The organism is Paenibacillus sp. FSL H8-0104 (genome assembly GCF_038050215.1).
GTDB lineage: Bacteria > Bacillota > Bacilli > Paenibacillales > Paenibacillaceae > Paenibacillus > Paenibacillus amylolyticus.
The window spans coordinates 4,258,089-4,280,389 of the sequence record NZ_JBBOTC010000001.1; the positions used below are offsets into that span (position 1 = coordinate 4,258,089).

At 46.7% G+C, this 22,301-nt stretch carries 20 protein-coding genes; 8 read left to right on the forward strand and 12 right to left on the reverse strand.

What is annotated here, in order from left to right:
- Positions 1-110: 110 nt before the first annotated feature.
- Genes NST38_RS18845 through NST38_RS18855 form a run of 3 tightly spaced genes read right to left on the reverse strand, consistent with a single transcriptional unit; the run spans position 111 to position 4,388 of the window.
- A complete protein-coding gene (locus NST38_RS18845; RefSeq protein WP_076250029.1) occupies positions 111-1,568 on the reverse strand; it encodes a glycoside hydrolase family 1 protein in 1,458 nt (485 codons plus the stop codon).
- A 45-nt stretch (positions 1,569-1,613) separates the two neighbouring features.
- Complete coding sequence (licT, locus tag NST38_RS18850) at positions 1,614-2,453, reverse strand: BglG family transcription antiterminator LicT (RefSeq protein WP_074095604.1); 840 nt, start codon at positions 2,451-2,453, stop codon at positions 1,614-1,616.
- 36 nt (positions 2,454-2,489) lie between these two features.
- On the reverse strand, positions 2,490-4,388 hold the full coding sequence (locus tag NST38_RS18855) for a beta-glucoside-specific PTS transporter subunit IIABC (RefSeq protein ID WP_076250028.1): 1,899 nt from the start codon (positions 4,386-4,388) through the stop codon (positions 2,490-2,492).
- Between the two features lie 361 nt (positions 4,389-4,749).
- Here NST38_RS18855 and NST38_RS18860 point away from each other — a divergent pair, with 361 nt between their 5' ends.
- Positions 4,750-5,670 (forward strand): LysR family transcriptional regulator, encoded by a 921-nt coding sequence (locus NST38_RS18860; RefSeq protein WP_036607891.1) that lies wholly within the window; start codon positions 4,750-4,752, stop codon positions 5,668-5,670.
- Positions 5,671-5,903: 233 nt separating this feature from the next.
- On the opposite strand, the gene NST38_RS18865 is transcribed toward NST38_RS18860, so the two are convergent.
- The 4 genes from NST38_RS18865 to NST38_RS18880 all read right to left on the reverse strand — a co-directional run bounded on the left by NST38_RS18865 (position 5,904) and on the right by NST38_RS18880 (position 9,897).
- A complete protein-coding gene (locus tag NST38_RS18865; protein WP_017687767.1) occupies positions 5,904-6,089 on the reverse strand; it encodes a hypothetical protein in 186 nt (61 codons plus the stop codon).
- A gap of 91 nt (positions 6,090-6,180) precedes the next feature.
- Complete coding sequence (locus NST38_RS18870) at positions 6,181-7,002, reverse strand: carbon-nitrogen family hydrolase (RefSeq protein ID WP_076250027.1); 822 nt, start codon at positions 7,000-7,002, stop codon at positions 6,181-6,183.
- A 73-nt stretch (positions 7,003-7,075) separates the two neighbouring features.
- The gene (locus NST38_RS18875; RefSeq protein WP_341344034.1) at positions 7,076-8,698 is read right to left on the reverse strand and encodes an AraC family transcriptional regulator; all 1,623 of its coding nucleotides are present in this window, start codon (positions 8,696-8,698) and stop codon (positions 7,076-7,078) included.
- Positions 8,699-8,901: 203 nt separating this feature from the next.
- The gene (locus NST38_RS18880) at positions 8,902-9,897 is read right to left on the reverse strand and encodes an ABC transporter substrate-binding protein (protein ID WP_076250025.1); all 996 of its coding nucleotides are present in this window, start codon (positions 9,895-9,897) and stop codon (positions 8,902-8,904) included.
- Positions 9,898-10,158: 261 nt separating this feature from the next.
- Between NST38_RS18880 and NST38_RS18885 the strand changes: the two genes are divergently transcribed.
- The 7 genes from NST38_RS18885 (at position 10,159) to NST38_RS18915 (ending at position 17,586) form a co-directional block, all read left to right on the forward strand.
- A complete protein-coding gene (locus tag NST38_RS18885; RefSeq protein ID WP_076250024.1) occupies positions 10,159-11,367 on the forward strand; it encodes a pyridoxal phosphate-dependent aminotransferase in 1,209 nt (402 codons plus the stop codon).
- 361 nt (positions 11,368-11,728) lie between these two features.
- Complete coding sequence (gene proB / locus NST38_RS18890; protein WP_047843533.1) at positions 11,729-12,832, forward strand: glutamate 5-kinase; 1,104 nt, start codon at positions 11,729-11,731, stop codon at positions 12,830-12,832.
- Positions 12,833-12,890: 58 nt separating this feature from the next.
- The gene (locus NST38_RS18895) at positions 12,891-14,138 is read left to right on the forward strand and encodes a glutamate-5-semialdehyde dehydrogenase (protein ID WP_036671975.1); all 1,248 of its coding nucleotides are present in this window, start codon (positions 12,891-12,893) and stop codon (positions 14,136-14,138) included.
- A 36-nt stretch (positions 14,139-14,174) separates the two neighbouring features.
- On the forward strand, positions 14,175-15,035 hold the full coding sequence (gene proC, locus NST38_RS18900) for a pyrroline-5-carboxylate reductase (protein WP_036671976.1): 861 nt from the start codon (positions 14,175-14,177) through the stop codon (positions 15,033-15,035).
- Entirely contained in the window at positions 15,032-16,255 is a 1,224-nt protein-coding gene (locus NST38_RS18905; RefSeq protein WP_076250022.1) for a 2,3-diketo-5-methylthiopentyl-1-phosphate enolase, read from the forward strand. Before proC ends, NST38_RS18905 begins: the two co-directional genes overlap by 4 nt.
- Positions 16,252-16,929, forward strand: coding sequence for a 2-hydroxy-3-keto-5-methylthiopentenyl-1-phosphate phosphatase (locus NST38_RS18910; RefSeq protein WP_076250021.1), 678 nt, complete (start codon positions 16,252-16,254; stop codon positions 16,927-16,929). Before NST38_RS18905 ends, NST38_RS18910 begins: the two co-directional genes overlap by 4 nt.
- A gap of 3 nt (positions 16,930-16,932) precedes the next feature.
- A complete protein-coding gene (locus NST38_RS18915; protein WP_076250020.1) occupies positions 16,933-17,586 on the forward strand; it encodes a methylthioribulose 1-phosphate dehydratase in 654 nt (217 codons plus the stop codon).
- Positions 17,587-17,749: 163 nt separating this feature from the next.
- On the opposite strand, the gene NST38_RS18920 is transcribed toward NST38_RS18915, so the two are convergent.
- The 5 genes from NST38_RS18920 to asnS all read right to left on the reverse strand — a co-directional run bounded on the left by NST38_RS18920 (position 17,750) and on the right by asnS (position 22,290).
- Complete coding sequence (locus NST38_RS18920) at positions 17,750-19,039, reverse strand: multi-tm2 domain protein (RefSeq protein ID WP_076250019.1); 1,290 nt, start codon at positions 19,037-19,039, stop codon at positions 17,750-17,752.
- 37 nt (positions 19,040-19,076) lie between these two features.
- Positions 19,077-19,529 carry a hypothetical protein gene (locus NST38_RS18925; RefSeq protein ID WP_047843538.1) on the reverse strand — a complete coding sequence of 151 codons (453 nt, stop codon included), beginning with the start codon at positions 19,527-19,529 and terminating at the stop codon, positions 19,077-19,079.
- Positions 19,522-20,022 carry an RNA polymerase sigma factor gene (locus NST38_RS18930; RefSeq protein ID WP_237174728.1) on the reverse strand — a complete coding sequence of 167 codons (501 nt, stop codon included), beginning with the start codon at positions 20,020-20,022 and terminating at the stop codon, positions 19,522-19,524. Before NST38_RS18930 ends, NST38_RS18925 begins: the two co-directional genes overlap by 8 nt.
- Positions 20,023-20,269: 247 nt before the next feature.
- Positions 20,270-20,974: a DnaD domain-containing protein gene (locus NST38_RS18935; protein WP_076250018.1), complete on the reverse strand. Its 705-nt coding sequence runs from the start codon at positions 20,972-20,974 to the stop codon at positions 20,270-20,272.
- A gap of 20 nt (positions 20,975-20,994) precedes the next feature.
- Positions 20,995-22,290 (reverse strand): asparagine--tRNA ligase, encoded by a 1,296-nt coding sequence (gene asnS / locus NST38_RS18940; RefSeq protein WP_017687752.1) that lies wholly within the window; start codon positions 22,288-22,290, stop codon positions 20,995-20,997.
- Positions 22,291-22,301: the final 11 nt, after the last annotated feature.

The following is a 22,301-nucleotide window of genomic DNA, read 5'->3' on the forward strand; positions in this document are numbered from 1 at the left end:
GAACATAAAAAAACAGCCCTGAATCCAGAGCTGCTTTGCTAGTTTCTGTTATGAAATGAACATTATCATATCAACACCTTCTTATAGAGAGTGCTTGTCCGACTACTGTATTACAAACCGTTTTTTGCAATCACATCTTTGTACCAATAGAAACTCTTCTTTCGTTTTCTCTCCAGTGTTCCATTGCCGTCATTATCCTGATCTACATAAATAAAGCCATATCGTTTCTCCATCTCTGAAGAAGAATAACTAATCAGATCAATTACTCCCCAACTGGTATAGCCGAGCAGTTCAACACCGTCCAGAATCGCCTCATACATCTGTTCAATGTGAGAGCGAAAATAATCAATACGATAATCATCCTGAATGCTACCATCCGCTTCAATCGTGTCTACCGCCCCAATTCCATTTTCAACGATAAACAAAGGCACCTCGTAACGACTATACAGTTCATTCAGTGAGATGCGCAGACCTACCGGGTCAATCTGCCAGCCCCAATCATTCGTTTGCAGATACGGGTTCTTCACCCCTCCAGTTGTATTGCCACTCACCTGCTCCAATCGGTCGCCATCCACACTTGATACCAGGGACATATAATAACTGAATGAGATAAAGTCCACAGTGTGTACTTTAAGAATCTCTTCATCCCCCTCAAGCATATCCAGGTTAATCCCTTTTTCGGCAAAAAATCTCTTCGTAAAGTACGGATACGCTCCACGCACCTGTACGTCCGTAAACATAAGATTGAATTGATTATCCCGGGAAGCAACAAGTACGTCTTCGGGATTACATGTATGAGCGTACGTTGTCAGTTTGGTCAGCATACATCCGATCTGGGAACCGGGAATGATCTCATGACAGTATTTCACTGCGAGTGCACTCGCTACAAATTGATGGTGTAACCCCTGATATACAGCCTGCTCCACATTTTCGAAACGCTCCGGAACAATACCACCACTCGTAAACGGATGACGAACAATGCTGTCAATTTCATTAAATGTAATCCAATACTTCACTTTGTCCTTATAACGGGTGAACACCGTTTTGCAAAAGTGAACAAAATACTCGACGACTTTCCGATCCGTCCATCCACCATGGTGATTCACCAGATACATCGGCATCTCATAATGCGACAACGTAATTAATGGTTCAATCCCTTGTTTCAGCATGCCATCAATAACGCGGTCATAGAACTGCAAACCGGCTTCATTCGGCTCTGTTTCGTTGCCATTCGGGAAAATTCGGGTCCAAGCAATAGATAAGCGCAACGTTTTGAGACCCATCTCCCCAAACAGGGCCAGATCCTCCTCATAGCGGTGGTAAAAATCAATGCCTCTGCGTTTCGGATATTCTCTGTCCGAGCTAGACTCCATCGCGGTTTTGATCTGTTCTTCATTGATCGCATTATGCTTTTTATACTCACTCTTGGCTACACCTTTTCGATAGATAGCAATGTCGGCTGTAGACAGACCTTTGCCATCCACATTCCACGCTCCTTCTGCCTGATTGGCAGCAATCGCTCCTCCCCATAGAAAATCTTCTGGAAACGTTCTTGTCGTATTGGTCATTGTGTATTCCTCCTTGGATTATCTCTGTAATTCTTTCATTCTTGCTCAATTGCGACTCATGACCCGATTGATATGAATAATCAAATACATCATCTCTTCATTGGAGATCGTATGTTCAAACCGAGCTTCAATATAATCCTTGATTAGCAGTACGCAGGCTTCTTCCTGGGGATATTTATTCGCGATCTGCTCAAAGAGCTCATGATCCTGTGTGTTTAATGTTTTATGCTCAAAAAGCCGTTGAATGAAAAACTGCAAATGGGTCAAAAAGCGTGAATAGTTGATGCTGTGTGTATCCAGCTCCACGTGATAGTGAATTTTGATAATATTGAGTACATCCTTGACGGTATTGGTCATCATCATGACCTGATTCATATTGTCATCATTCTGCTGCGCATTAACGAGATGAAAGGCAATATTCGCCGCTTCCTCTTCAGGCAGGGAGAGTCCAAGCTGTTTTTGAATGAGAGACAGACCATGCAACCCGATGCTGAACTCCTGCGGATAGAACTTTTTCACTTCCCACAACATTCGGTTCTGGATCGTCATATTGTCCTTGAATCGCTTCATGGCCATATACAGATGATCCGTTAATGCGACATAGAGATGATCACTCAGATGGCGGGACAATGTATGTTTGGCATGGGAGATGATTTCGTCAGCCAGAATCAGATATTCTTTTGGCGTTTCCTTCATCAGGGCGGTGAGATCCGAAGAGATCGTTTCATTTTCAAGGACATAGATCTTCTCGATCTCATCCTCGCCCACGACATCTCCCGGTTTGCTCCTGTAGCCGATGCCCTTTCCCATCACAATAATTTCCTTGTCATCCTCAACACGTCTGGCAAGAACAATGCTCGAATTCAGTATTTTTATGACTTCCATATCAGGCTGCCTGCCTTTCATTCATATTTCAGCGAGTTATAACACCGTAATTAATGGTTTCCCCGGTCCTGTTGTCGCCGCAGTTTCATTGCCCAGTATCTCCAGATAATCTGATGAATTGGTCACAATTACAGGGGTCGTCGTGTCATAACCTGCCGCTTGTATAGCTTCAAGATCAAATTCAATCAGGAGTTGACCATGAGAGATCTGTTCTCCTTCATTCACTTTTACATCAAAATGCTGGCCTTTCAGTTTCACCGTATCCAATCCGACATGAATCAGAATTTCTACCCCCTCTACCGATCTCAGACCGATGGAATGTTTAGTGCGGAACACCGTCTCAACGGTACCATCAAACGGGGCAAACACCTTGCCAACACTTGGCTGAATGGCCATACCTTGTCCCATAGCTTCTTGCGAGAAGGCCTCGTCCTTCACCTCTCTTAATGGCAGAACTTTACCTTCCAATGGAGCAAAAACGATCTTTTTCGATTTGATCCCTTTGGATGGCTGGATTTCAGATTCGCCTCTCGCTTTGGTTGTAGGACTGCCTGCTATCGACACTGCTGTTGGAACAACATCCTGAAATCCAATGACATATACAGCGACAAACGCGACAATGGCAGAGATCAGCATGGTAATGATCGCATAGATAATATTCATATGATCTTCACTGATAAACATAGGCATAGATGCAATCCCCGGACCCACGGCAGCATATGCCTTGAGATTCACAATACCTGCGAACAACCCAGCGACTCCGGCGCCGATCATGCAGGCAAACAGCGTTTTCTTGAGCCTTAGATGTACACCGTACAGAGCAGGTTCCGTGATACCGAATACACCTGAAATTCCTGCAGACAAAGCGACTTGTTTAAGCTTGATGTCTTTGGTTTTGAATGACACCGCCAGTGCGCCTGCTCCCTGCGCCATATTGGATGCCAGCATCGCGACCAGCACCAGTGTTTCATATCCAGGTGAAGCCAAGGCTGCGAAAATAATGGGATAAAATACTTTATGCATACCGAACATGACAATCAGAGGCATCAGTATAGCCATAATGACAACGGTCAACCATCCAATCTTATCCTGAATCCAATAGATCAGGTTGGACATTCCCGTTCCGAGATACATCCCCAGAGGTCCAAGTACAATCAGGGCAACTGGAGCAACAATGAGAATAACAATCAAAGGTTTAAGGAAAATTTTGACCGGTCCTGGTGAGATCTTGTCCGCGAACTTTTCAATGTAAGACATGAACCAGACCGTTAAAATAATCGGTACCACGGATGTCGCATATTGAACGGATGCAACAGGTATGCCAATAAAGGACACCGGATCTTCACCGCCAAGCAGACCAATCATATTCGGGTGTAACATGATTCCACCAAACAGAACGGCAACAAAGGGGTTCGTTTTAAATCTATTTGCGCTGGAATAGGCCAGTAGAATCGGAAGAAAGTAAAAGGCAGCATCAGACATGACACTCAAAACGGTATATGTCTGGCTCTCTTTAGACATCAGGCCGGTCACGGTCGCCAGTAGCAAAAGTGCCTTAAGCATGCCCGAGGCAGCAATGGCTGGGATAATAGGTTGGAAAATGCCTGCAATGACACTGGCAAAAGTATTAAACAGTCCTTTGGGGCTATAATCCGCTTTTTGTTTCTCCTGAATTTCGTTTGATTGCCGAGTATCCATCATCTTGGCAAGTTCATTGTAGACGTACGCGACGTCATTACCGATAATAACCTGATATTGTCCGCCGCTATTCACTGCGCCAATAACACCATCAAGGCTCTTAATTTCTTGGGTCTTCGCCATATCCGGATTCTTCAGGGTAAGTCTGAGCCTGGTAGAGCAATGAATTAACGTGTTGATATTATCATTGCCACCGACCAGCTCCATAATCGATTGGGCTAATTGTTTGTGATTCATGGTGCACCTCCGTTTCTTGATGGGAACAAAAAAAGACCTAAAAAGGGTAGGAAAAGAGAAACTCTTCCCACCCAATCTAGGTCTTGCCTGCCGAACAGTAACACGCCATCGTTGGATGAATGTTATTCAATTATATGAACGAAAAAGAATATGAACATTTGAAATGGTTCTGTGCTAACACTTGAAACTGGCACACATGAAAACGTTGATTTTGTTTTACCCGGGTAAGCAGTTCTTATTAAGCGTTTTCAAAATCAGTATAACAACTCTTCTGATGGAGTGCAAGCGGTTAAGCGAAATTAATGATTTCTTCATCTGTAATGATATAATGGTGGCATAACGAAAGGAATGACCGATGACGATGGAATTCAGACAACTTCAATATACGCTGCAAATTGCGGCCGAACGCAATTTCTCCCGGGCAGCAGAGAAGCTACATATTGCCCAGCCTTCATTAAGCCAGCAATTATCCAAATTGGAAAAAGAATTGGGTGTGCTACTGTTTCAGCGTAATACAAGTACCGTGGAGTTAACCCATGCGGGTGTTACGTTTGTCGAGCAAGCCCAGAAGATCGTAGATGCTGTGGAGCTATTGCGTCAGGAAATGTCCGATATCTCCCAGCTTCGCAAAGGTAAAGTCGTTGTAGGCAGCATGCCGATCACGGGATCACACCTGCTCCCACACGTGCTTCCTGCGTTCCAACAAGCTTATCCCGAGATTGAGGTTACCTTATTGGAAGACTCCGGGCTTACGCTTGAGAAATTGACAGCAAGTGGCAAAGCAGATCTCAGTCTGTTATCTCTTCCTTTACAAGAGCCAAGTCTCGCCTATGTTGCCATTGGAGAGGAAAAGATTGATCTGGCAGTTCCCCCGAATCACCCTTTGGCACGCAGGGCAGATCCGGAACATCCGCTTCCTGTGCGAATTGAAGAGCTTCGGGATGAACCGTTTGTTGTGTTGAAAAAAGGGCAGGGCTTCCGCAAACTTACATTTGATCTCTGTGAGCAGGCTGGTTTTGATCCCCAAGTTGTGTTTGAGAGCACAAATATTGAAACCGTTCAGTCGCTGGTCGCCACTGGTATGGGCATTACACTGGTTCCACGCTTTATCGCCCGTGCGCCGCGCAGTGAGTTCGTGCCTGTGTATGTGCCACTTGCTGAGCCTACTCCTAGCAGAACACTTGTTGTGGCTTATCGTCAAGGAAGAGTGCTGTCGAAGGCAGCCGAAGCATTCATCCATACGTTTCAACAAACCGTGGCCGAACTGTCAAAGGGAGACTAAAAAATTTCTCCTATGGGTATGGGTACATTTCATACTGAAACAAAACAAAGGCTTGACCCTTATGGGCCAAGCCTTTGTCATATACTCGTTTCCCGCATCCGCAGGATAGAGTTCTTACATTGCAATCACAGTAACTGGTTACAGTACAATGTTGCTTGTTAAGTTGTTTAGCTCAATGCTAATTTATAATGTTAACGTAGAAACGTACATAAGAAAACTTCATGTCTGGCGGTTTATTTACGCAAATTACGATCGCTTGTCAGCCTGTTTTGCTGATTCATTACACGGCCTTCGTCCTGAACAGTTGAATCAGGGGGTGATAGCCCTCCTGCTCCATTCTCTAAGAATGCCCTTAAGTGATCTTCCCTTGTGTTATCCTGTTCCAGTCTCCTGAGCGTATCTTTCACATGGTTGTCCATTGATTGATCATCCTCCTTGGTGACGGGATAGTTATCATTACCCGCGTCCTGGAAGAATAAACACTTTTTCTGAAGAATTTCATTTCAGTTTTTATTTTCCGCCAAAATAAACGCCAGGTCGACGGTCTTCAAATACGGGAATCCGTCCGCGAACCTCATCTACCAGAGATGGACGAATAATTCCGGTCACGATCTCTTCCCCTTCGCCACCTTCAGCCACAATCTCACCCCAAGGATCAATGATGAGGGAATGTCCGAAAAATTCGGTCTCTCCCCCTTTACCTACACGGTTACATGCGATCACATACATCTGATTCTCAATCGCTCGTGCGGTAAGCAACGTACGCCAGTGGTGCAGACGAGGTTTCGGCCATTCGGCGGGTACAATCAATGCCTTGGCACCATTCAAAGCAAGGGTGCGGGCAAGTTCCGGAAACCGGATGTCATAACAGATCGAAGCACCCGCTGTAAGACCGTTCTGCAATTCAAAAATTTCAGGTTCCGCACCTGGCTGTAAATATTTCTCTTCGTCCATCAGACGGAACAAATGTAATTTATCGTATCGTGTTACCTGTTTTCCTTCACGATCATAAGCGTACATTGTATTGTATATTTGACCATCCCGTTTCTCAGCAATTGAACCGCCAACGATGGATATTTGATGTTTTTGAGCAAAAGCAGACAGCCATTCCCGAGATTTCTGGCCTTCCGGGTCAGCGAGTTCATGAATTTGAGTCAAAGCGTATCCGGTATTCCACATCTCAGGTAACACAGCCAGCCCCAGATCCGGATATTGTTCTACCGCACGCTCAAGCAACGTCTGCATATGTTTATGATTAGCCTCAGGGTCTCCGAGTTGAATATCGCCCTGAATCAGGGCTACACGCATTTCTCCCTGTTGTTTTTCTGTCATGACAAGCACTCCTCTGAACCGTAATACCTGCTATCATAGCTTGATCCTCTTGAGGACTGCAAGCCTGTTTTTATTATGAACTTGCACACAACAACTCAGGGAGCAGGGTCAACAATCGATCACTCGTGAGCGCATCACCCACATTCCATGTTGACTCCTCCACAGGATATACCCGTCCATTCTGCACAGCCGGAAGGGCCTGCCAACTGGGACTTTTCATCAGCATCTCTGTAGCCTGTCTTGCCACAACTTCCTCAGGCAGCATAACAAACACATGATCTCCCGCGTACTGACGTACCGCTTCAGCCGAGATTTCCTTATAGGCTCTGCCTGCCACAAGTGCTTCCTTCACTTTGGTCACTGGCCTGAATCCCATTGGATGATATAACATAGGCGCCAGACCGATATTGCCCATAACAAATAATCGTGCACCCCGATGGTATGTAAATACGGATGCCGTTTCCCCCTCTTCAATCACAGTATGGATCTTCGCCCACATCTGCTCGGTACGCTCCGCATAGGAGGTTAGCCATTGTTCAACCTGCGGTTGTCTGCCAAACCAGCTGCCCAATCTGCGCATTCGTTCTTCCAAAGTGGCATGTGAATTGTAAGCAAGCGTCGGTGCAATCCGGTAAAGTTGTTCATACTGCTGTTCATTGCTGCTATCAAAAATAATCAAGTCCGGCTTCATGATAACAGCGGCTTCCACATTAACCGGAGCGACCGCGTCATATGTCCGTTCTTCCAGCAACTGAATGCCCAGCATCAGCATATCCCCAGCGCAATCTCCGTAATACATAATTCGCTCCGGATTTACTGGAATATTCACATCATGACCCAACCAATCATGTACTAATGTCTGCTGCTGAATCGATCTGTCATATTGACGAGGAGATAATCCGGTCATTTGGCGAAAACGCCTGCTGAAATAATACTCATCCTTAAACCCCACGCGGCTCGCTATATCCCGAAGTGGTTCATCTGATTTGCGAAGCCAGTCCTTGGCATGTTTGATGCGAACATGATTCACATAATCGAGCGGCTTGTGACCCGTGAGTTGTCTGAAAAGGGTCGTATATTGTACAGGTCTGATCTCCGCAAGTCGTGCCAGTTTCTGTACAGTGATTTCTTCAGCATAATGGTCGTCCACATACTGAATCGTGCTGTGTAGTCTTGTCTCCATACTCTGTTCCGTCTTTGGAGAAGTGTACCGGGTAATGATCATCTCCATCCATTTTTGGAACTGTGCATTCAGATGGCTGTATTCAGCATCTGTTTTATAATTCCGAATGACATACATCTGCTCCAGCAACCCACTTAACGGAGCATAGGGATAACCATTCAATTGGTTTCTGTGCTCAAATAGAGCGCGGGTAAAGAGTTCGGGATCACCCGTCAACACATGAATAACATCAAAAGCCATTATGATATATTTCAATTCCGAGTTATTACGATGTTCAATCTGGTACCCCTCTCCCGGAGAAAGTGGATAAACACATCCCGTAGTAAACGGAAACTGTTCATGCCCTATATATAAACGCCCATCCCCTTCTTCACAGATCAGGAACGCATGTTTCTCGCAAGCAACTTCCAGCATCACCTGTTCAGGTGGTTCAATTCGACGTACCAGATGATCCAGCCGAAACATGAATGCTGAAAAGAACAACGCTCCCCCATCGGCATCCAAAGCCTGCATGTCGGTTCACCTCGTTTTTTCTAAAATGAGAATGATTATCAATCATTCTGTATGGTCTGATTATAAGCTAGAGATTGTTAATAATCCAGATATGAGTTTATTCAGCAAAAAAGAGCGTTCAACGAAATGTTGAAGGCCCCTTTCACTTTTTTTATAACTGCATTACTCAAAGGTGTTACTGCTGCCTCACTAGCTCGTCACCATTATTGAACCATCTGTTTTGGCAGCTCTTGTAACAGCCACTCCCTGGAAAGGGCATCACTAGAAGCTTTTACGATATTAAAACGATATACTTTTCCTTCTTTCACCGCAGGCAGGTTCTTCCAGATTGTACTATCCAGCAATTCCTTGGTGGATTGCTTCGCATCGTCGGTCACAGGATCCAGAATAAATATCCGATCACCGGCAAATTCAGATAATTTTTCAGTCGAAATCTCTACAAATCCCATGTCTTCATCCAATACTTTCTGGATTTCCGCGGTTGGCTTCAGCCCGTCTTTTCCGTATAACAACTGTGGCAATCCTGCACCCGCCATGACAAACAGACGATTCCCGGGATACATGGTGAATACCGAAGCAGTCTCCCCTTCTTTTAATCCGTTCTCATGAAGTTGCGTCCACATCTCTTCCGTCGCTTTTTGATGAGCCGTAACCCATTCCTCCGCTTCTTGCTTCTTATTCAACAAATCGCCAAGGATACGCATGCGATCTTCTATTAAACCAAACGAATCAAATGTAACCGTGGGTGCAACCTTTGCGATCTGATCATATTGAGCCTCGTCACTGTTGGAGAAAATAATCAGATCGGGATTCAGGTCTAACGCCTTTTCCACACTGATCGGAAATCCTACATCTTCTGACTGAGCAACCTGATCATCAAATACGGTTCCCTCTTGACGAAGTATGCCGACAGGAACTACACCAAGCGCGAGCAGATCCCCTGTAACTTCTCCATGATAGATAACTCGCTTCGGATTTACAGGAATCTCAACTTCATGGCCAGTCCAGTCTTTGAATATCCGGGTCTCGCCCTCGTTCGTCTCTTTCGTTGCAGTTTGGGTCTCTGTGGTTTCTGTGGCTACTTTGGAATCATCTGCGCCAGCAGCAGGTGTTGCAGCCTGATTTCCACAAGCCAGTAGCAGGATGGATAACCATGTGATCGTTAATAATACTCCCGTATTTCGTATGCCCTTTTTCATTTCTATTTCTCCCCCTATATCATGTGCGTTGTGCTAGAAATTAATGATATTGATTATCATTATCGGATATTATCATAAAACATGGCTTCTCTCAGCTCAATGGACAAAACTAAATGAGCACTTTCAGTTTTGTACAATACTCCGCTCTTTGCCCCTATGTACTGTATATTCAAGTGCATTTCCCTCTATACAGCTCGGGATTGGCGTGATAAATTAATGAGAACTATTTGCCATTTTTAATAAACCGGAGTGATGAATATAATGACCCAATCAGACCATATAACTGCTCGTTCAGCTTTTAAGATACCGACTTCTGATGTGATGACACAGCTGCCAACGCAATTTTTTGCTACCCTTGTTCAAAATGTAAATCGTGAAATCGCAAGTGGACATGACGTGATCAATCTGGGTCAGGGGAACCCGGATACACCTACACCACCTCATATTGTGAAAACACTGCAAGAGTCGGCTGAGAATCCCCTCTACCACAAATACTCCCCTTTTAGAGGGTACTCTTTCCTGAAGGAAGCCGTCGCCAAACGTTATAAGGAAGATTACAACGTTGATCTGAACCCCGAGACTGAAGTCGCCATTCTGTTCGGAGGAAAAACCGGATTGGTTCAGTTACCTCAGGTCCTGCTTAACCCCGGGGACACCGTTCTCGTTCCAGATCCCGGCTACCCGGATTACTGGTCTGGTGTTGCACTCGCCAAAGCAAACATGTCATTTATGCCTTTGCTGGAGTCCAATGCATTCCTGCCGGATTATGAAACTGTTACAGCCGAAGATCGGGAGAAAGCCAAGCTGATGTTCCTGAACTATCCCAACAATCCAACGTCAGCAACGGCACCCCTTTCGTTCTACGAAGATACGGTTGAATTTGCCATTCAAAATCAAATCGTCATTGCCAGCGACTTTGCTTACGGTGCAATTGGATTTGACGGACATCGTCCCGTAAGTTTCCTGCAAGCCCCTGGTGCCAAAGAAGTGGGCATTGAATTCTATACGTTATCCAAAACGTACAATATGGCTGGATGGCGTGTTGGATTCGCGCTTGGCAATGCGGAGATTGTTTCTAAAATCAATCTGCTTCAAGATCATATCTATGTCAGTCTCTTCGGTGGAATTCAGGCTGCGGCAACGGAAGCACTTACTGGCTCTCAGGAATGTGTTACTTCGCTCGTTTCACGTTACGAATCCCGTCGCAATGCATTTTATGACGCTCTTTCCTCGATTGGCTGGCAAGCTTCGAAACCCGCAGGTTCATTCTTCAGCTGGTTACCTGTACCTCCAGGTTATACCTCCGCTTCATTTGCAGACTTGTTACTGCGAGAAGCCAAGGTAGCCGTAGCCCCAGGTATTGGTTTTGGTTCGCATGGCGAAGGCTATGTGCGCGCGGGGCTGTTAAGTGATGAAAACCGATTACGCGAAGCTGCCCAGCGGATTGGCAAGCTGAATTTATTCAAGTAATTTACAGGACGATAACCCCTTTGCATATGCCAAGTTTCCATGGTATGTTATAAGAAATATTGAACGAAACGTGATGACGGGACCAGTAAGAGAATATCAGTCGCGCCCAGAGAGTAAATTCCACCCTGCTGAAAGAATTTACCGCGGCTCTTCTCTGAAACCTACCCCTGAGCGGCCTGTTACGTGCAGGACAGTGCCTTCTGTTACAGGGCATGAAGCCGGATGATCTAATCATCAATAAAGGTGGTACCGCGGAAGTAACGAACTTTCGTCCTTTTTAACTAAAGGGCGGAAGTTTTTTTTGTACCCGCTAAAGCCTGCTCCAGAAGCACTTATTAATCATGTTTAAGGAAGTGAAACCATGACTTCACGTATTGTAGTTAAAATTGGAAGCAGCTCGCTTACAACGGAAGAAGGCGGTCTGGATCGCAGTTCGATCACTTTTTTTGCCGGAGAAATTGCAGCATTGGCTGATCAGGGCCATGAAGTACTTCTGGTCACCTCAGGAGCGGTAGCGGCCGGATTCCGGGAGATCGGTTACCCTCAGCGCCCCAAACTGCTACATGAGAAACAAGCCGCAGCGGCCGTTGGGCAGGCATTACTGATGCAGGCATATCAACAGGCTTTTGCAGCGCACCGCGTTACTACGGCGCAAATTCTGTTAACTCGTACAGACTTTCACAGTCGTAAACGCATGGGTAATGCAGGCATGACCGTAGAAGAGCTGCTCAAACAGCGAGTGATTCCGATTTTTAATGAGAATGATACGGTATCGGTGGACGAATTGAAGTTTGGTGATAACGATCTGTTGTCCGCATTGGTTGCAAATCTGGTGAAGGCTCAGCATCTGATCATTCTTACCGATACCAACGGCCTGTACACCGCAGATCCGCGTAAAGATCCTTCTGCCGTGCGTTACGACCGTATCCCCGAAATCACGGCTGAGATCTATGCTTTTGCCGGTGGTTCAGGATCATCGGTTGGTACAGGTGGAATGCGATCCAAAGTAGATGCAGCTAAGGTAGCTACACGTGGAGGCGTACCTGTATTTGTGGGAAGTGTGAAAGAACCCGGAGATATGCAGAAGGCGGTTGATGGCACGGGCAAAGGAACTTACTTTGAGACACGACTCGCTTCGTTATCCCGTAAAAAGCAGTGGCTTGGCTTCATGTCTACTCCGCTGGGAACCGTCGTTGTAGATGATGGTGCTGAAGAAGCACTTGTCCATGGGGGGCACAGTCTTCTACCTGTAGGGGTCAAGCGGGTACTGGGAACGTTCCACGCCGGAGACGTCGTAGAGGTCATCGGAATGGATGAAACCTTGCTCGGTCGCGGTATTGTCAATTATGATGATGACCAGCTTCGACTCATTGCCGGACTTCCCAGTGGCGAAGTGATGAAACAACTCGCTAGCATCCACAGACTTGAAGTTATTCATAGAGACGAATGGATTACGTTAAAATAAACATGAAGCTATATAGTGGTTGGAATACTCAACTTTATATATATGAGGAGGAATTACGATGAGTGAAGTCAGAGAAAAAGCCAGCAAAGCCCAAGCAGCGGTTCCACAGCTGAACCGATTGAATACAGAACAGAAAAATACGGCCCTGCGTGTCATGGCAGATGCTTTGATTAAGGAGACGGATTCCATCATTACGGCAAACGCCGAAGATCTGGCACGCGGCAGAGAACAAGGCACGCCGGAATCCATGCTGGATCGTCTCGCACTTAATCCAGAGCGGATCGCAGGCATTGCTGAAGGGTTACGTCAGATTGCAGATCTGCCTGATCCAGTCGGCGAAGTGTTAGAGACATTTACCCGTCCAAACGGATTACATGTTGAAAAATTAAGAGTGCCGATTGGCCTGATTGGCATCATCTACGAAGCTCGTCCTAATGTAACTGTAGACGCAGCCGGATTATGTCTTAAAACAGGTAATGCAGTGCTTCTGCGCGGCGGTTCCTCTGCCCTGTCCTCCAATCGTAAAATTGTGGAGGTGCTGCATCAGGCACTCACAACGACAGACATGCCTGCTGATGCTTTGCAACTGGTTGAGGATGCGGATCGTGCTTCCGTGGATGAAATGCTCAAGTTGAACGGACTGCTGGACGTCATCATTCCACGCGGCGGGGCTTCTCTCATTCGTAATGTGGTTGCCAATGCAACAGTACCTGTTATTGAAACCGGGGCAGGCATCTGTCATACCTATGTAGATGAATCAGCCGATCCAGTTATGGCAGCCGAAATTGCCATCAATGCCAAGGCACAACGTCCATCCGTATGTAACTCCATGGAAACGTTGCTGCTGCATGCCGCATACGCGGAAGAGCATCTGCCTGCTCTTGCCGAGCAATTCCGTGAGGCCAATGTGGTCTTGAAAGGTTGCGACACGGTGCGCCGTCTTGTTCCTTCTGCCCTTGAGGCAACCGAGGAAGACTATGCGACCGAGTACAACGACTATATTTTAAATATCCGGGTGGTCGAGAACCTGGACGAAGCGATGCAGCACATCGCACATTACGGAACCAAACATTCCGAGTGTATCGTAACCCGGGATACAGCCCATGCAGAGCGCTTTATGCATGATGTGGATGCAGCAGCCGTCTATCACAATGCGTCCACGCGTTTCACTGACGGATTTGAATTTGGCTATGGAGCCGAAATCGGAATCAGTACCCAGAAACTGCATGCACGTGGACCGATGGGACTGCCAGCACTGACGTCAACCAAATATCGTATTACAGGCAATGGACAGATCCGTCAATAATATCCCAGCAACAGTTATATAGGAGGAACGATAAATATGAGTCAAGAGCAACAGACGTTACTACAACAGAAGATTACTTTCCACGGAGCAGGCGCGATGGCTGAAGCCATCGTGCGCGGACTGATCTCCCGCCTAGTCGTTCGTCCTCAGGATATTACGATGCTGAACCGCAGCAACCAGAAACGTCAGGAGGAGCTCAGCACCCGTTATGCTGTACATACCGGAACTGCCTCGCAATCCTTGGATCACCTTGCCTCCACTCCGGTCATTGTACTCTGTATGAAACCCAAAGATGCTGCCGCAGCGCTGCGCGAGCTTGGTCCGCTGTTATCACCTGATCAACTGATCGTATCTGTCATTGCCGGATTATCGATCCGCACGATGCAGTCCTTGCTTGGTCGTAAACAACCGATCGCGAGAACCATGCCGAACACATCCAGTACCATTGGACTCGGTGCAACGGGTCTTGCCTTTTCTGCGGAGATTACGGATGAGCAGCGCAGTACGGTGATGACTATGTTTGAAGCGGTTGGTATCGTGACCATCGTGCCTGAAGATAAACTTGAAGTGCTCACAGGGATTTCCGGAAGCGGCCCTGCTTATGTATACTATTTAATGGAGGCCATGATTGCCGCAGGTATTCGTGGTGGTTTATCCAGCCAGCAATCTCGTGATCTCACTGTTCAGACGGTGCTTGGCGCATCACGAATGGTACAACAAACCGGTTTGGAACCGATGAAGCTTCGTAGTGATGTGACATCCCCGGGAGGGGCGACCCAAGCAGCACTGAAAACGCTGGACGAAGGAGATTTCTTTGAAAATGTAATCGCAGCCGTCAACCGCTGTGCAGAGCGCTCACGGGAGATGGGAGCTGCTTTGGAAGGGGATTTAAAATGAATAACATGTGCACAGCCACATATCGTCTGCATGATGATCATGCAGACTTTCGCAAGAAGGCTCAATCCATCGCGATTGGCATGACCGTGGGCAGTTGGACTGAGTTGCCGCAAGCCCAGCGTGAAGCGATGCAGAAACATCTGGGTGAAGTAATAAGCGTTGAAGTACATGAAGCTGATGGAATGGCTGCGGGTGAGCGTTACGCCGATATTACTATCGGATATCCTGATGTTAACTTCAGTCGTGACATCCCTGCCCTGCTCGTGACGGTCTTTGGCAAAATCTCAATGGATGGCCGGATCAAATTGACAAAGCTTGGTTTCTCGGATGGTTTCCTCCGTGCATTCCCTGGACCCAAGTTTGGACTGACTGGTGTTCGTGATCTGCTTGGGGTACACGACCGTCCACTGTTAATGAGTATCTTCAAGTCAGTTATTGGGCTAAATGCAGATGAACTGCGTGAACAATTTATTCGTCAGGCCCTTGGAGGCGTTGATCTGATCAAGGATGATGAAATTCTGTTCGAGAATAAATTGACTCCCATCGAAAAAAGAGTCGAGGTCTGCATGAAAGCTGCCGAACAGGCACGCCAGGAGACTGGCAAGAAACTTCTGTATGCAACCAACCTCACAGGGCCTACATCTCGTCTGAAAGAGCAAGCTGAACGTGCCATCGGCGCAGGAGCCAATGCCTTATTGTTCAACGTATTGTCCTACGGATATGATGTCCTGCATGAACTCAGCAGTGATCCAGATATCAGTGTGCCAATTATGGCGCACCCTGCACTTGCAGGTGCACTGTATCCTTCACCACATTACGGCATCTCAGCTTCGGTTGTACTTGGCCAGTTGATGCGTCTTGCGGGTGCCGATTTGGTGCTCTTCCCTTCTCCTTATGGTTCAGTAACGATGCCGAAGGAAGAAAATATGGCAATCACAGAGCAATTACTGACAGCTGATTTTCCTGTAAGAACCAGCATGCCAGTACCCTCAGCCGGTATCCATCCAGGCCTTGTACCGCTTATTTTGCGCGACTTTGGCACGGATGTCATCGTTAATGCTGGTGGCGGTATTCATGGGCATCCTATGGGAACTGAAGCAGGCGGACGTGCATTCCTGCAAGCCATTGAGGCAGCTCAGCGTTCCATTCCACTTGCTCAGTATGCAACAGATCATCCGGAACTGAAAAGCGCACTGGATCTGTGGGGTGGCGAACGATGAGAAGTGATAAAAAAACAGTCATTTTCTGTGATTTTGACGGTACGATTACCCTCTCGGACAATATTGTAGCGATCATGAAACATTTCAAACCTGAGGGCATTGAAGCGATTATGAAAGATACGATTGAGCAGAACATCTCGCTGCGTGAAGGTGTTGGAGCCATGTTTGCTCTGTTGCCTGCATCGCAAAAAGATGAAATTGTGGAATTTGTGCTTGGACAAGCGGGGATCCGTGAAGGATTCAGCGAGTTTCTTGACTACGTTCGCAGCGAAGGGATTGAATTCAATGTAACCAGCGGTGGTATGGACTTCTTTATCGAACCCTTACTCGCGCCATTCGATATCCCTAAGGATCATGTCTATTGCAATGGAGCTGACTTCTCGGGTGAAACCATTAAGATTGAATGGCCGAATCCCTGTCAGCCTCCTTGTGAGAATGGCTGCGGCATGTGCAAAACAACCGTGATTCGTACCTTCCCGGAAGAACAATACAATCGAATCCTCATTGGAGACAGTCTGACAGACTTTGAGGGTGCAAAGATTGCCGATCTTGTCTACTCTCGCTCCATTTTGACGGACAAATGTATTGAACTTGGTGTGGACCATGTGCCATTCGCTACCTTTTACGATATCATCGAAGATATGAAACAGAAGCAAACACAAGGAGTGCTGTAAACGATGGGCTTTGAAAAGATTACATTGGAACACAAACGTCAGGTCCTTGAAGAACTGGCTGATATTAAAGCGTTGTTCGCCAGTCGTAACTGGTTCCCCGGAACAAGTGGCAATCTGTCGATGCGTGTAGGAGAGTTTGACACGGAGCAATTTTATTTTGCGGTTACCGCCTCAGGCAAAGACAAATCTCTTCGCACACCGGAAGACTTTCTTTTTGTGGACAAACACGGCAAAGCGATTGAGACAACAACGTTGAAACCAAGTGCCGAAACATTGATTCACTGCGAAATCTATCGTTTGACGGGTTGTGGTGCTGTATTCCACGTGCATACTGTGTTTAACAACCTGATCAGTGAATTCTTTGGAGCAGATGGACACGTACCGATTCAAGGAATCGAATTGATCAAGGCTTTCAACATTTGGGAAGAAAATGCGGAGATTCGTGTACCCGTCCTGCCTAACTTTGCAGATATTCCATCTATCGCTGAATTGGTGCCAGGTGTACTTGATGCCAACGTACCAGGAATTTTGCTGCGTAACCACGGCATATATGCGTGGGGCAAGGATGCTTTTGAAGCGAAACGTCATCTGGAAGCGTTCGAGTTCCTGTTCGAAGTGATGTACCGTCAACTTCTGCTGAAGGGCGCTACGAAATAGCATTCATTTATTCGAAATCAAAGCTGTACAACCAAAAACACGCCAGAGGCTGATATACATAGCCCTTGGCGTGTTTTTCTGTTATGGGATAACAGCGATTGAAAGGTTGCTCTGTCATCGTAGTGTCAGTGTAACTAATCTTTAATTCAACTTGGATCGTAAATTACAGTCGATCATCCCGATCCTTGAATAAAAAGAGACTGTCTGCTCCCTCATCATTTCGATGAGCAGCACTTTGGATACCCGTCCCCCGTTGCTTGCCAAACAGCAGTTTCAAGCCGCCAAAAATGAGCAGCAAGGATACAATGACAGTGTTCAAATAGGAACGGATCTCGTATGTCATAAATGCATTAGGGAACAGCTCATTTAGCTGTGGAATGACAAGCCGGATCGTCAGATAATATAGACCCAGCGCGGCAATCCCGAATCCAATCAGACGCTGATGGCGGGCCCAGTCCTTGAAGATCGGTTGATCAACCAAAGGCTCGCGTCCATAGCGACTGGAGCACTGGAGCCCGTCAAAGAAGCTGTAAAACCAGATCAGTGGAATCATGAACAGAAACACCGATAAGTGAAGCAGGTCGAGAACATAGATGCTGCCCAGGAACAGGAACATCAATTGCATGCCTCTTTTTTGCAATCCCAGATATAGATGACCTGCACCTGGAAAAGCGGATAGCAGCGTTGCAAGCACTTTGCTACGTCGTCCGGCTACTCTGCCCATCTCCAATTCTTCGAACAATGTCCGATCCTGCAACACCTCACCAGCCTGCTTACGATGGACATGCTGCACCGCATCAAACATGCAGTATACCCATATTACAGGCAGTATGAGTAGAAACATCAAAAATACCGATTCATTGGTGATCGAAGCCACGAAAACCATCATGGCAAATGAACCAAAGAACGCCATCAGAAACGACAATCCGCGATGTAACAATCCCAGATGAAGATGTCCCAATCCCGGAACAAATGAGAGCAAAATGGTGAAGAACCGTTCACCCTCACTGCCTTTTCGGTACATGGGTTGACCATAGGGCCCCTCGGGCATACCATACACTCCACCATGATCCTGATGTGGCTCCTCCTGCTCCATCTGTCCGAGATGCCCTTCCTGACCAGCGTATGCTTCCTTGTAAGCGGGGCCTTGATGGAGACCACCGTAATGTGCCCCATAACCTTGGTAATGAGCATCATGCAGTGAAGGGGCACGGAGCAGAACGATAATCATATCCAGCATGCTGACACACCAGAAGAATATGGCCCCCAAAGCCCCGAAAATCATCAATTCCCTCTCACTCACCAACATGGCCAGCATGAACGAGCCAACAGCTGTTCCAAAGAAAAGCAATGGATAGATTACGGCTCTTGCGGCTCGACCCCAATACATAAAACCAAGACCGGGTATCAGGTTTAATAGAAATGCGAGTAATTTGTTACGATCTGAGTGCACAGTCGTCATCCTTTCTTTTCAGGCAATGCGAAACCATTTATGGTTTAGGCTTGAGGTTATCCAGCCATGAAGTGGCTGCCTCCGTCCATTTCTCGGTAAATGACCCTCTGTGGTCGCCATCCTGGAACTTGTGATATGGTGCTACCTTGTCAAAAAGTCCAGACGAGAGGAAGATCAATGTCAAACAGGCTGCTACCGCGTAATGGAACACTTTATGATCAAGCCAGCGCCGGTTTCGCCCAGCACGGGATTTGCGTTGTACCTTGGGTGATTGAATGCCCTCAATCCGATGCATGACTGAATCCGCAAACCCTGTTGGGTCATGTAGCGGAGGCAGTTCTCCATGGATACCAAGCGCTTCCAGATAGATGTCCATCGCATCCGGATCTTCCATCAGAAGCTGTTCCATTTGGTTCGCTTGAGTTTCACTCATATGGCCTTCAATATAATCGGTCCATTGTGCAGCGGTATACTTCTCCTGTTTACTCATACCATTCATCCTCCTTCCAATTTTTTCGAATCCACTGCCGGGCACGATACAAGCGGGATTCCACAGTCTTCACAGCCACCTGTGCATCACTGGCAATCTGCTCATAATTTTTTTCGCTTAGATAATACGCAGTGATAATGTCACGATGCTGAGCAGGCAACTGATTAATTCGTTCGCGAAGTTTATCCTGACGTTCTTCACGAACGAGACGGGTAAGAACGTCTTCATCCCGTCCGGGCATATTGATTATTTTTTCTTCTCCACCCAGATCCTCAGCAGTTCGTCTGCCCAGCTTGCGTTTGGCATCAATCGCTTTGTGAAAGGCAATTCGGGTTAACCACGTTTTGAAACCTTCAGAACGGTAGTCGGGGAGAGACTTATACATCTGTATGAACGCCTCCTGAGCTGCATCCTGTGCTTCCTGATCGTTCCTGAGTACGGAATAGGCCACATGGTATACATGCTGGCTATATTTATCAATCAGAGTACGCATCTGGGATGTATCTCCTTGACGGATTTGTTCGATTACGCGCGCTTCATCAATAACTCTCCCCTCCTCTCCAATACAATAGACGACAGCTTGTGCGTTAACCCCTGCGTGATCTATCAAATTTTTGTAAAACAAAATGAAATCATTGCCTGAAAGGTTGATGTTGCTGATCACTCATCCAATCTTTAATCCAAAAAAAACAGGCACAGAATGACTTCTGGCCTGTTTCTTGTCCCTGCCTACGCTGGAATTAACGTCCACCATTACGAAACCGCTGTGTGTACGCCTTCGCGTCTTGAACGGTCTTGACACGATTGCGACTCCACTCAAGCAGGATTCGATCGATATACCGGAAATGTACTTTGCCTGCAAAAACCGCTTCCTTCAGAGCCATTAGAATCAATTCCTCTTGATAACGGTCCTGATCCAACCAGCCGGATATCGTCTCGCACTCCATTGGAGAGAGCGGACGTCCAAATTCTTTTTCAAAGATGGAGAACATGTTCCGTTCTTCCTCTTCTTTTTGAACACTGTTCGAATCTTGACGTGCTGTATTGTTACTCTGCTGCTCCGCACGGAATGCGGCTACTTCTTCAGCAGTGCACTTTGCAAGCTTGGCATATAATCCATGTAAATCATATCGCTCGTACTGGATGTCCCGTTCTTCGTCACGGTGCTCGTCAATAGCAATATACCCATCCCTCATCAGACGTTGCAACATTCTGGCAATGCCTTCAGGTGCAAGTCCCATGCGCGCCGCAAGCTCTTCAAGCGTGGGAAACTCATTGAACTCTGCCTGACGGAACCCTAGCAGTTGAATCAGAAGAAGCACTTCTGCATCTGATAGACCAAGCTGGTGATAAAAACGTAACAAGGCATACGGCAGATGGGCTGTACCCGAAGTCATGCCATAAGCTGCTCCATCCAACCAAGCTTTGGATGTGGTGTCTTCCATAGACGCTCCTCGGTTAAACATTAAGGGTACAGACGATAGAGCATACGTGGGAATGCGATTGTTTCACGTACATGATCCAATCCACAGATCCATGCTACCGTCCGCTCCAATCCCAGACCGAAACCGGAGTGAGGAACCGATCCGTATTTACGCAAATCCAGATACCATTGGTAAGCTTCATCCGAGAGATTGTGCTCCTCAAAACGTTGTTGCATCAATTCCGGATCATCGATACGCTGCGAACCGCCAATAATCTCTCCGTAGCCTTCTGGTGCAATCATATCAGCACAGAGAACAACTTCAGGACGATTTGGATCTGGTTTCATATAGAAAGCCTTGATTCCAGCAGGGTAATGCGTAATAAAGACGGGTGTATTGTACTTCTCAGCAATTGCTGTTTCGTGTGGTGCACCGAAGTCTTCTCCCCAAGGAATATCAAAGCCTTGTCCATGCAGGAATTCAATTGCTTCATCGTACGTAATACGCGGGAATGGAGCTACGATGCCTTCGAGTTTGGATACGTCACGACCGATAGATTCCAGTTCTGCACGGCAGTTTTTAACCACGGATTGAACGACATGAGCGATAAATTTCTCTTGTACGCGCAAACTTTCCTCGTGATCTACAAATGCCATTTCCGGCTCAATCATCCAGAACTCAATCAAGTGACGACGTGTTTTGGACTTCTCTGCGCGGAATGTTGGACCAAATGAATATACCTTACCCAGCGCCATGGCTGCGGCTTCCATATACAATTGACCACTTTGTGTCAGATAAGCATCTTCATCAAAGTATTTGATGTGGAACAGGTTCGTTGTTCCTTCCGCAGACGATGGTGTCAAAATCGGAGGATCAACTTGTGTGAATCCGTTACCATCAAAGAACTGCTGAACAGCGCGAATAATCTCTGCACGAATCACCATAACAGCACGTTGCTTCGTAGAACGAAGCCACAGATGACGATGGTCCATCAAGAAATCAACACCATGCTCTTTAGGCGTGATTGGATAGTTTTCAGTCAGGTGAATGATTTCAACCCCTGTAACAGTCATCTCGTAACCGGACGCACTGCGAGGTTCTTCACGAATAATACCTGTAACATACAAAGAGCTTTCTTGTGTCAAGCTCTTGGCATTGTTCCAGATCTCTTCACTAACTTCACTTTTCACAACAACCCCTTGGATATATCCGGTTCCATCACGCAGCTGCAAAAACTGAATTTTACCGCTGGAACGTTTGTTGTTAATCCAGGCACCGATTGTTACGGTTTCGCCCACATGCTCGTTCACATTACGAATTACACAATTCGTATTCATGCCCATATCTC

Coding starts and splice junctions, on each gene's coding strand:
- NST38_RS18845 (WP_076250029.1), bottom strand. CDS start 1,568: ATGACCAATACGACAAGAACGTTTCCAGAAGATTTTCTATGGGGAGGA.
- licT (WP_074095604.1), bottom strand. CDS start 2,453: ATGGAAGTCATAAAAATACTGAATTCGAGCATTGTTCTTGCCAGACGT.
- NST38_RS18855 (WP_076250028.1), bottom strand. CDS start 4,388: ATGAATCACAAACAATTAGCCCAATCGATTATGGAGCTGGTCGGTGGC.
- NST38_RS18860 (WP_036607891.1), top strand. CDS start 4,750: ATGGAATTCAGACAACTTCAATATACGCTGCAAATTGCGGCCGAACGC.
- NST38_RS18865 (WP_017687767.1), bottom strand. CDS start 6,089: ATGGACAACCATGTGAAAGATACGCTCAGGAGACTGGAACAGGATAAC.
- NST38_RS18870 (WP_076250027.1), bottom strand. CDS start 7,002: ATGACAGAAAAACAACAGGGAGAAATGCGTGTAGCCCTGATTCAGGGC.
- NST38_RS18875 (WP_341344034.1), bottom strand. CDS start 8,698: ATGCAGGCTTTGGATGCCGATGGGGGAGCGTTGTTCTTTTCAGCATTC.
- NST38_RS18880 (WP_076250025.1), bottom strand. CDS start 9,897: ATGAAAAAGGGCATACGAAATACGGGAGTATTATTAACGATCACATGG.
- NST38_RS18885 (WP_076250024.1), top strand. CDS start 10,159: ATGACCCAATCAGACCATATAACTGCTCGTTCAGCTTTTAAGATACCG.
- proB (WP_047843533.1), top strand. CDS start 11,729: ATGACTTCACGTATTGTAGTTAAAATTGGAAGCAGCTCGCTTACAACG.
- NST38_RS18895 (WP_036671975.1), top strand. CDS start 12,891: ATGAGTGAAGTCAGAGAAAAAGCCAGCAAAGCCCAAGCAGCGGTTCCA.
- proC (WP_036671976.1), top strand. CDS start 14,175: ATGAGTCAAGAGCAACAGACGTTACTACAACAGAAGATTACTTTCCAC.
- NST38_RS18905 (WP_076250022.1), top strand. CDS start 15,032: ATGAATAACATGTGCACAGCCACATATCGTCTGCATGATGATCATGCA.
- NST38_RS18910 (WP_076250021.1), top strand. CDS start 16,252: ATGAGAAGTGATAAAAAAACAGTCATTTTCTGTGATTTTGACGGTACG.
- NST38_RS18915 (WP_076250020.1), top strand. CDS start 16,933: ATGGGCTTTGAAAAGATTACATTGGAACACAAACGTCAGGTCCTTGAA.
- NST38_RS18925 (WP_047843538.1), bottom strand. CDS start 19,529: ATGAGTAAACAGGAGAAGTATACCGCTGCACAATGGACCGATTATATT.
- NST38_RS18930 (WP_237174728.1), bottom strand. CDS start 20,022: ATGCGTACTCTGATTGATAAATATAGCCAGCATGTATACCATGTGGCC.
- NST38_RS18935 (WP_076250018.1), bottom strand. CDS start 20,974: ATGGAAGACACCACATCCAAAGCTTGGTTGGATGGAGCAGCTTATGGC.
- asnS (WP_017687752.1), bottom strand. CDS start 22,290: ATGAATACGAATTGTGTAATTCGTAATGTGAACGAGCATGTGGGCGAA.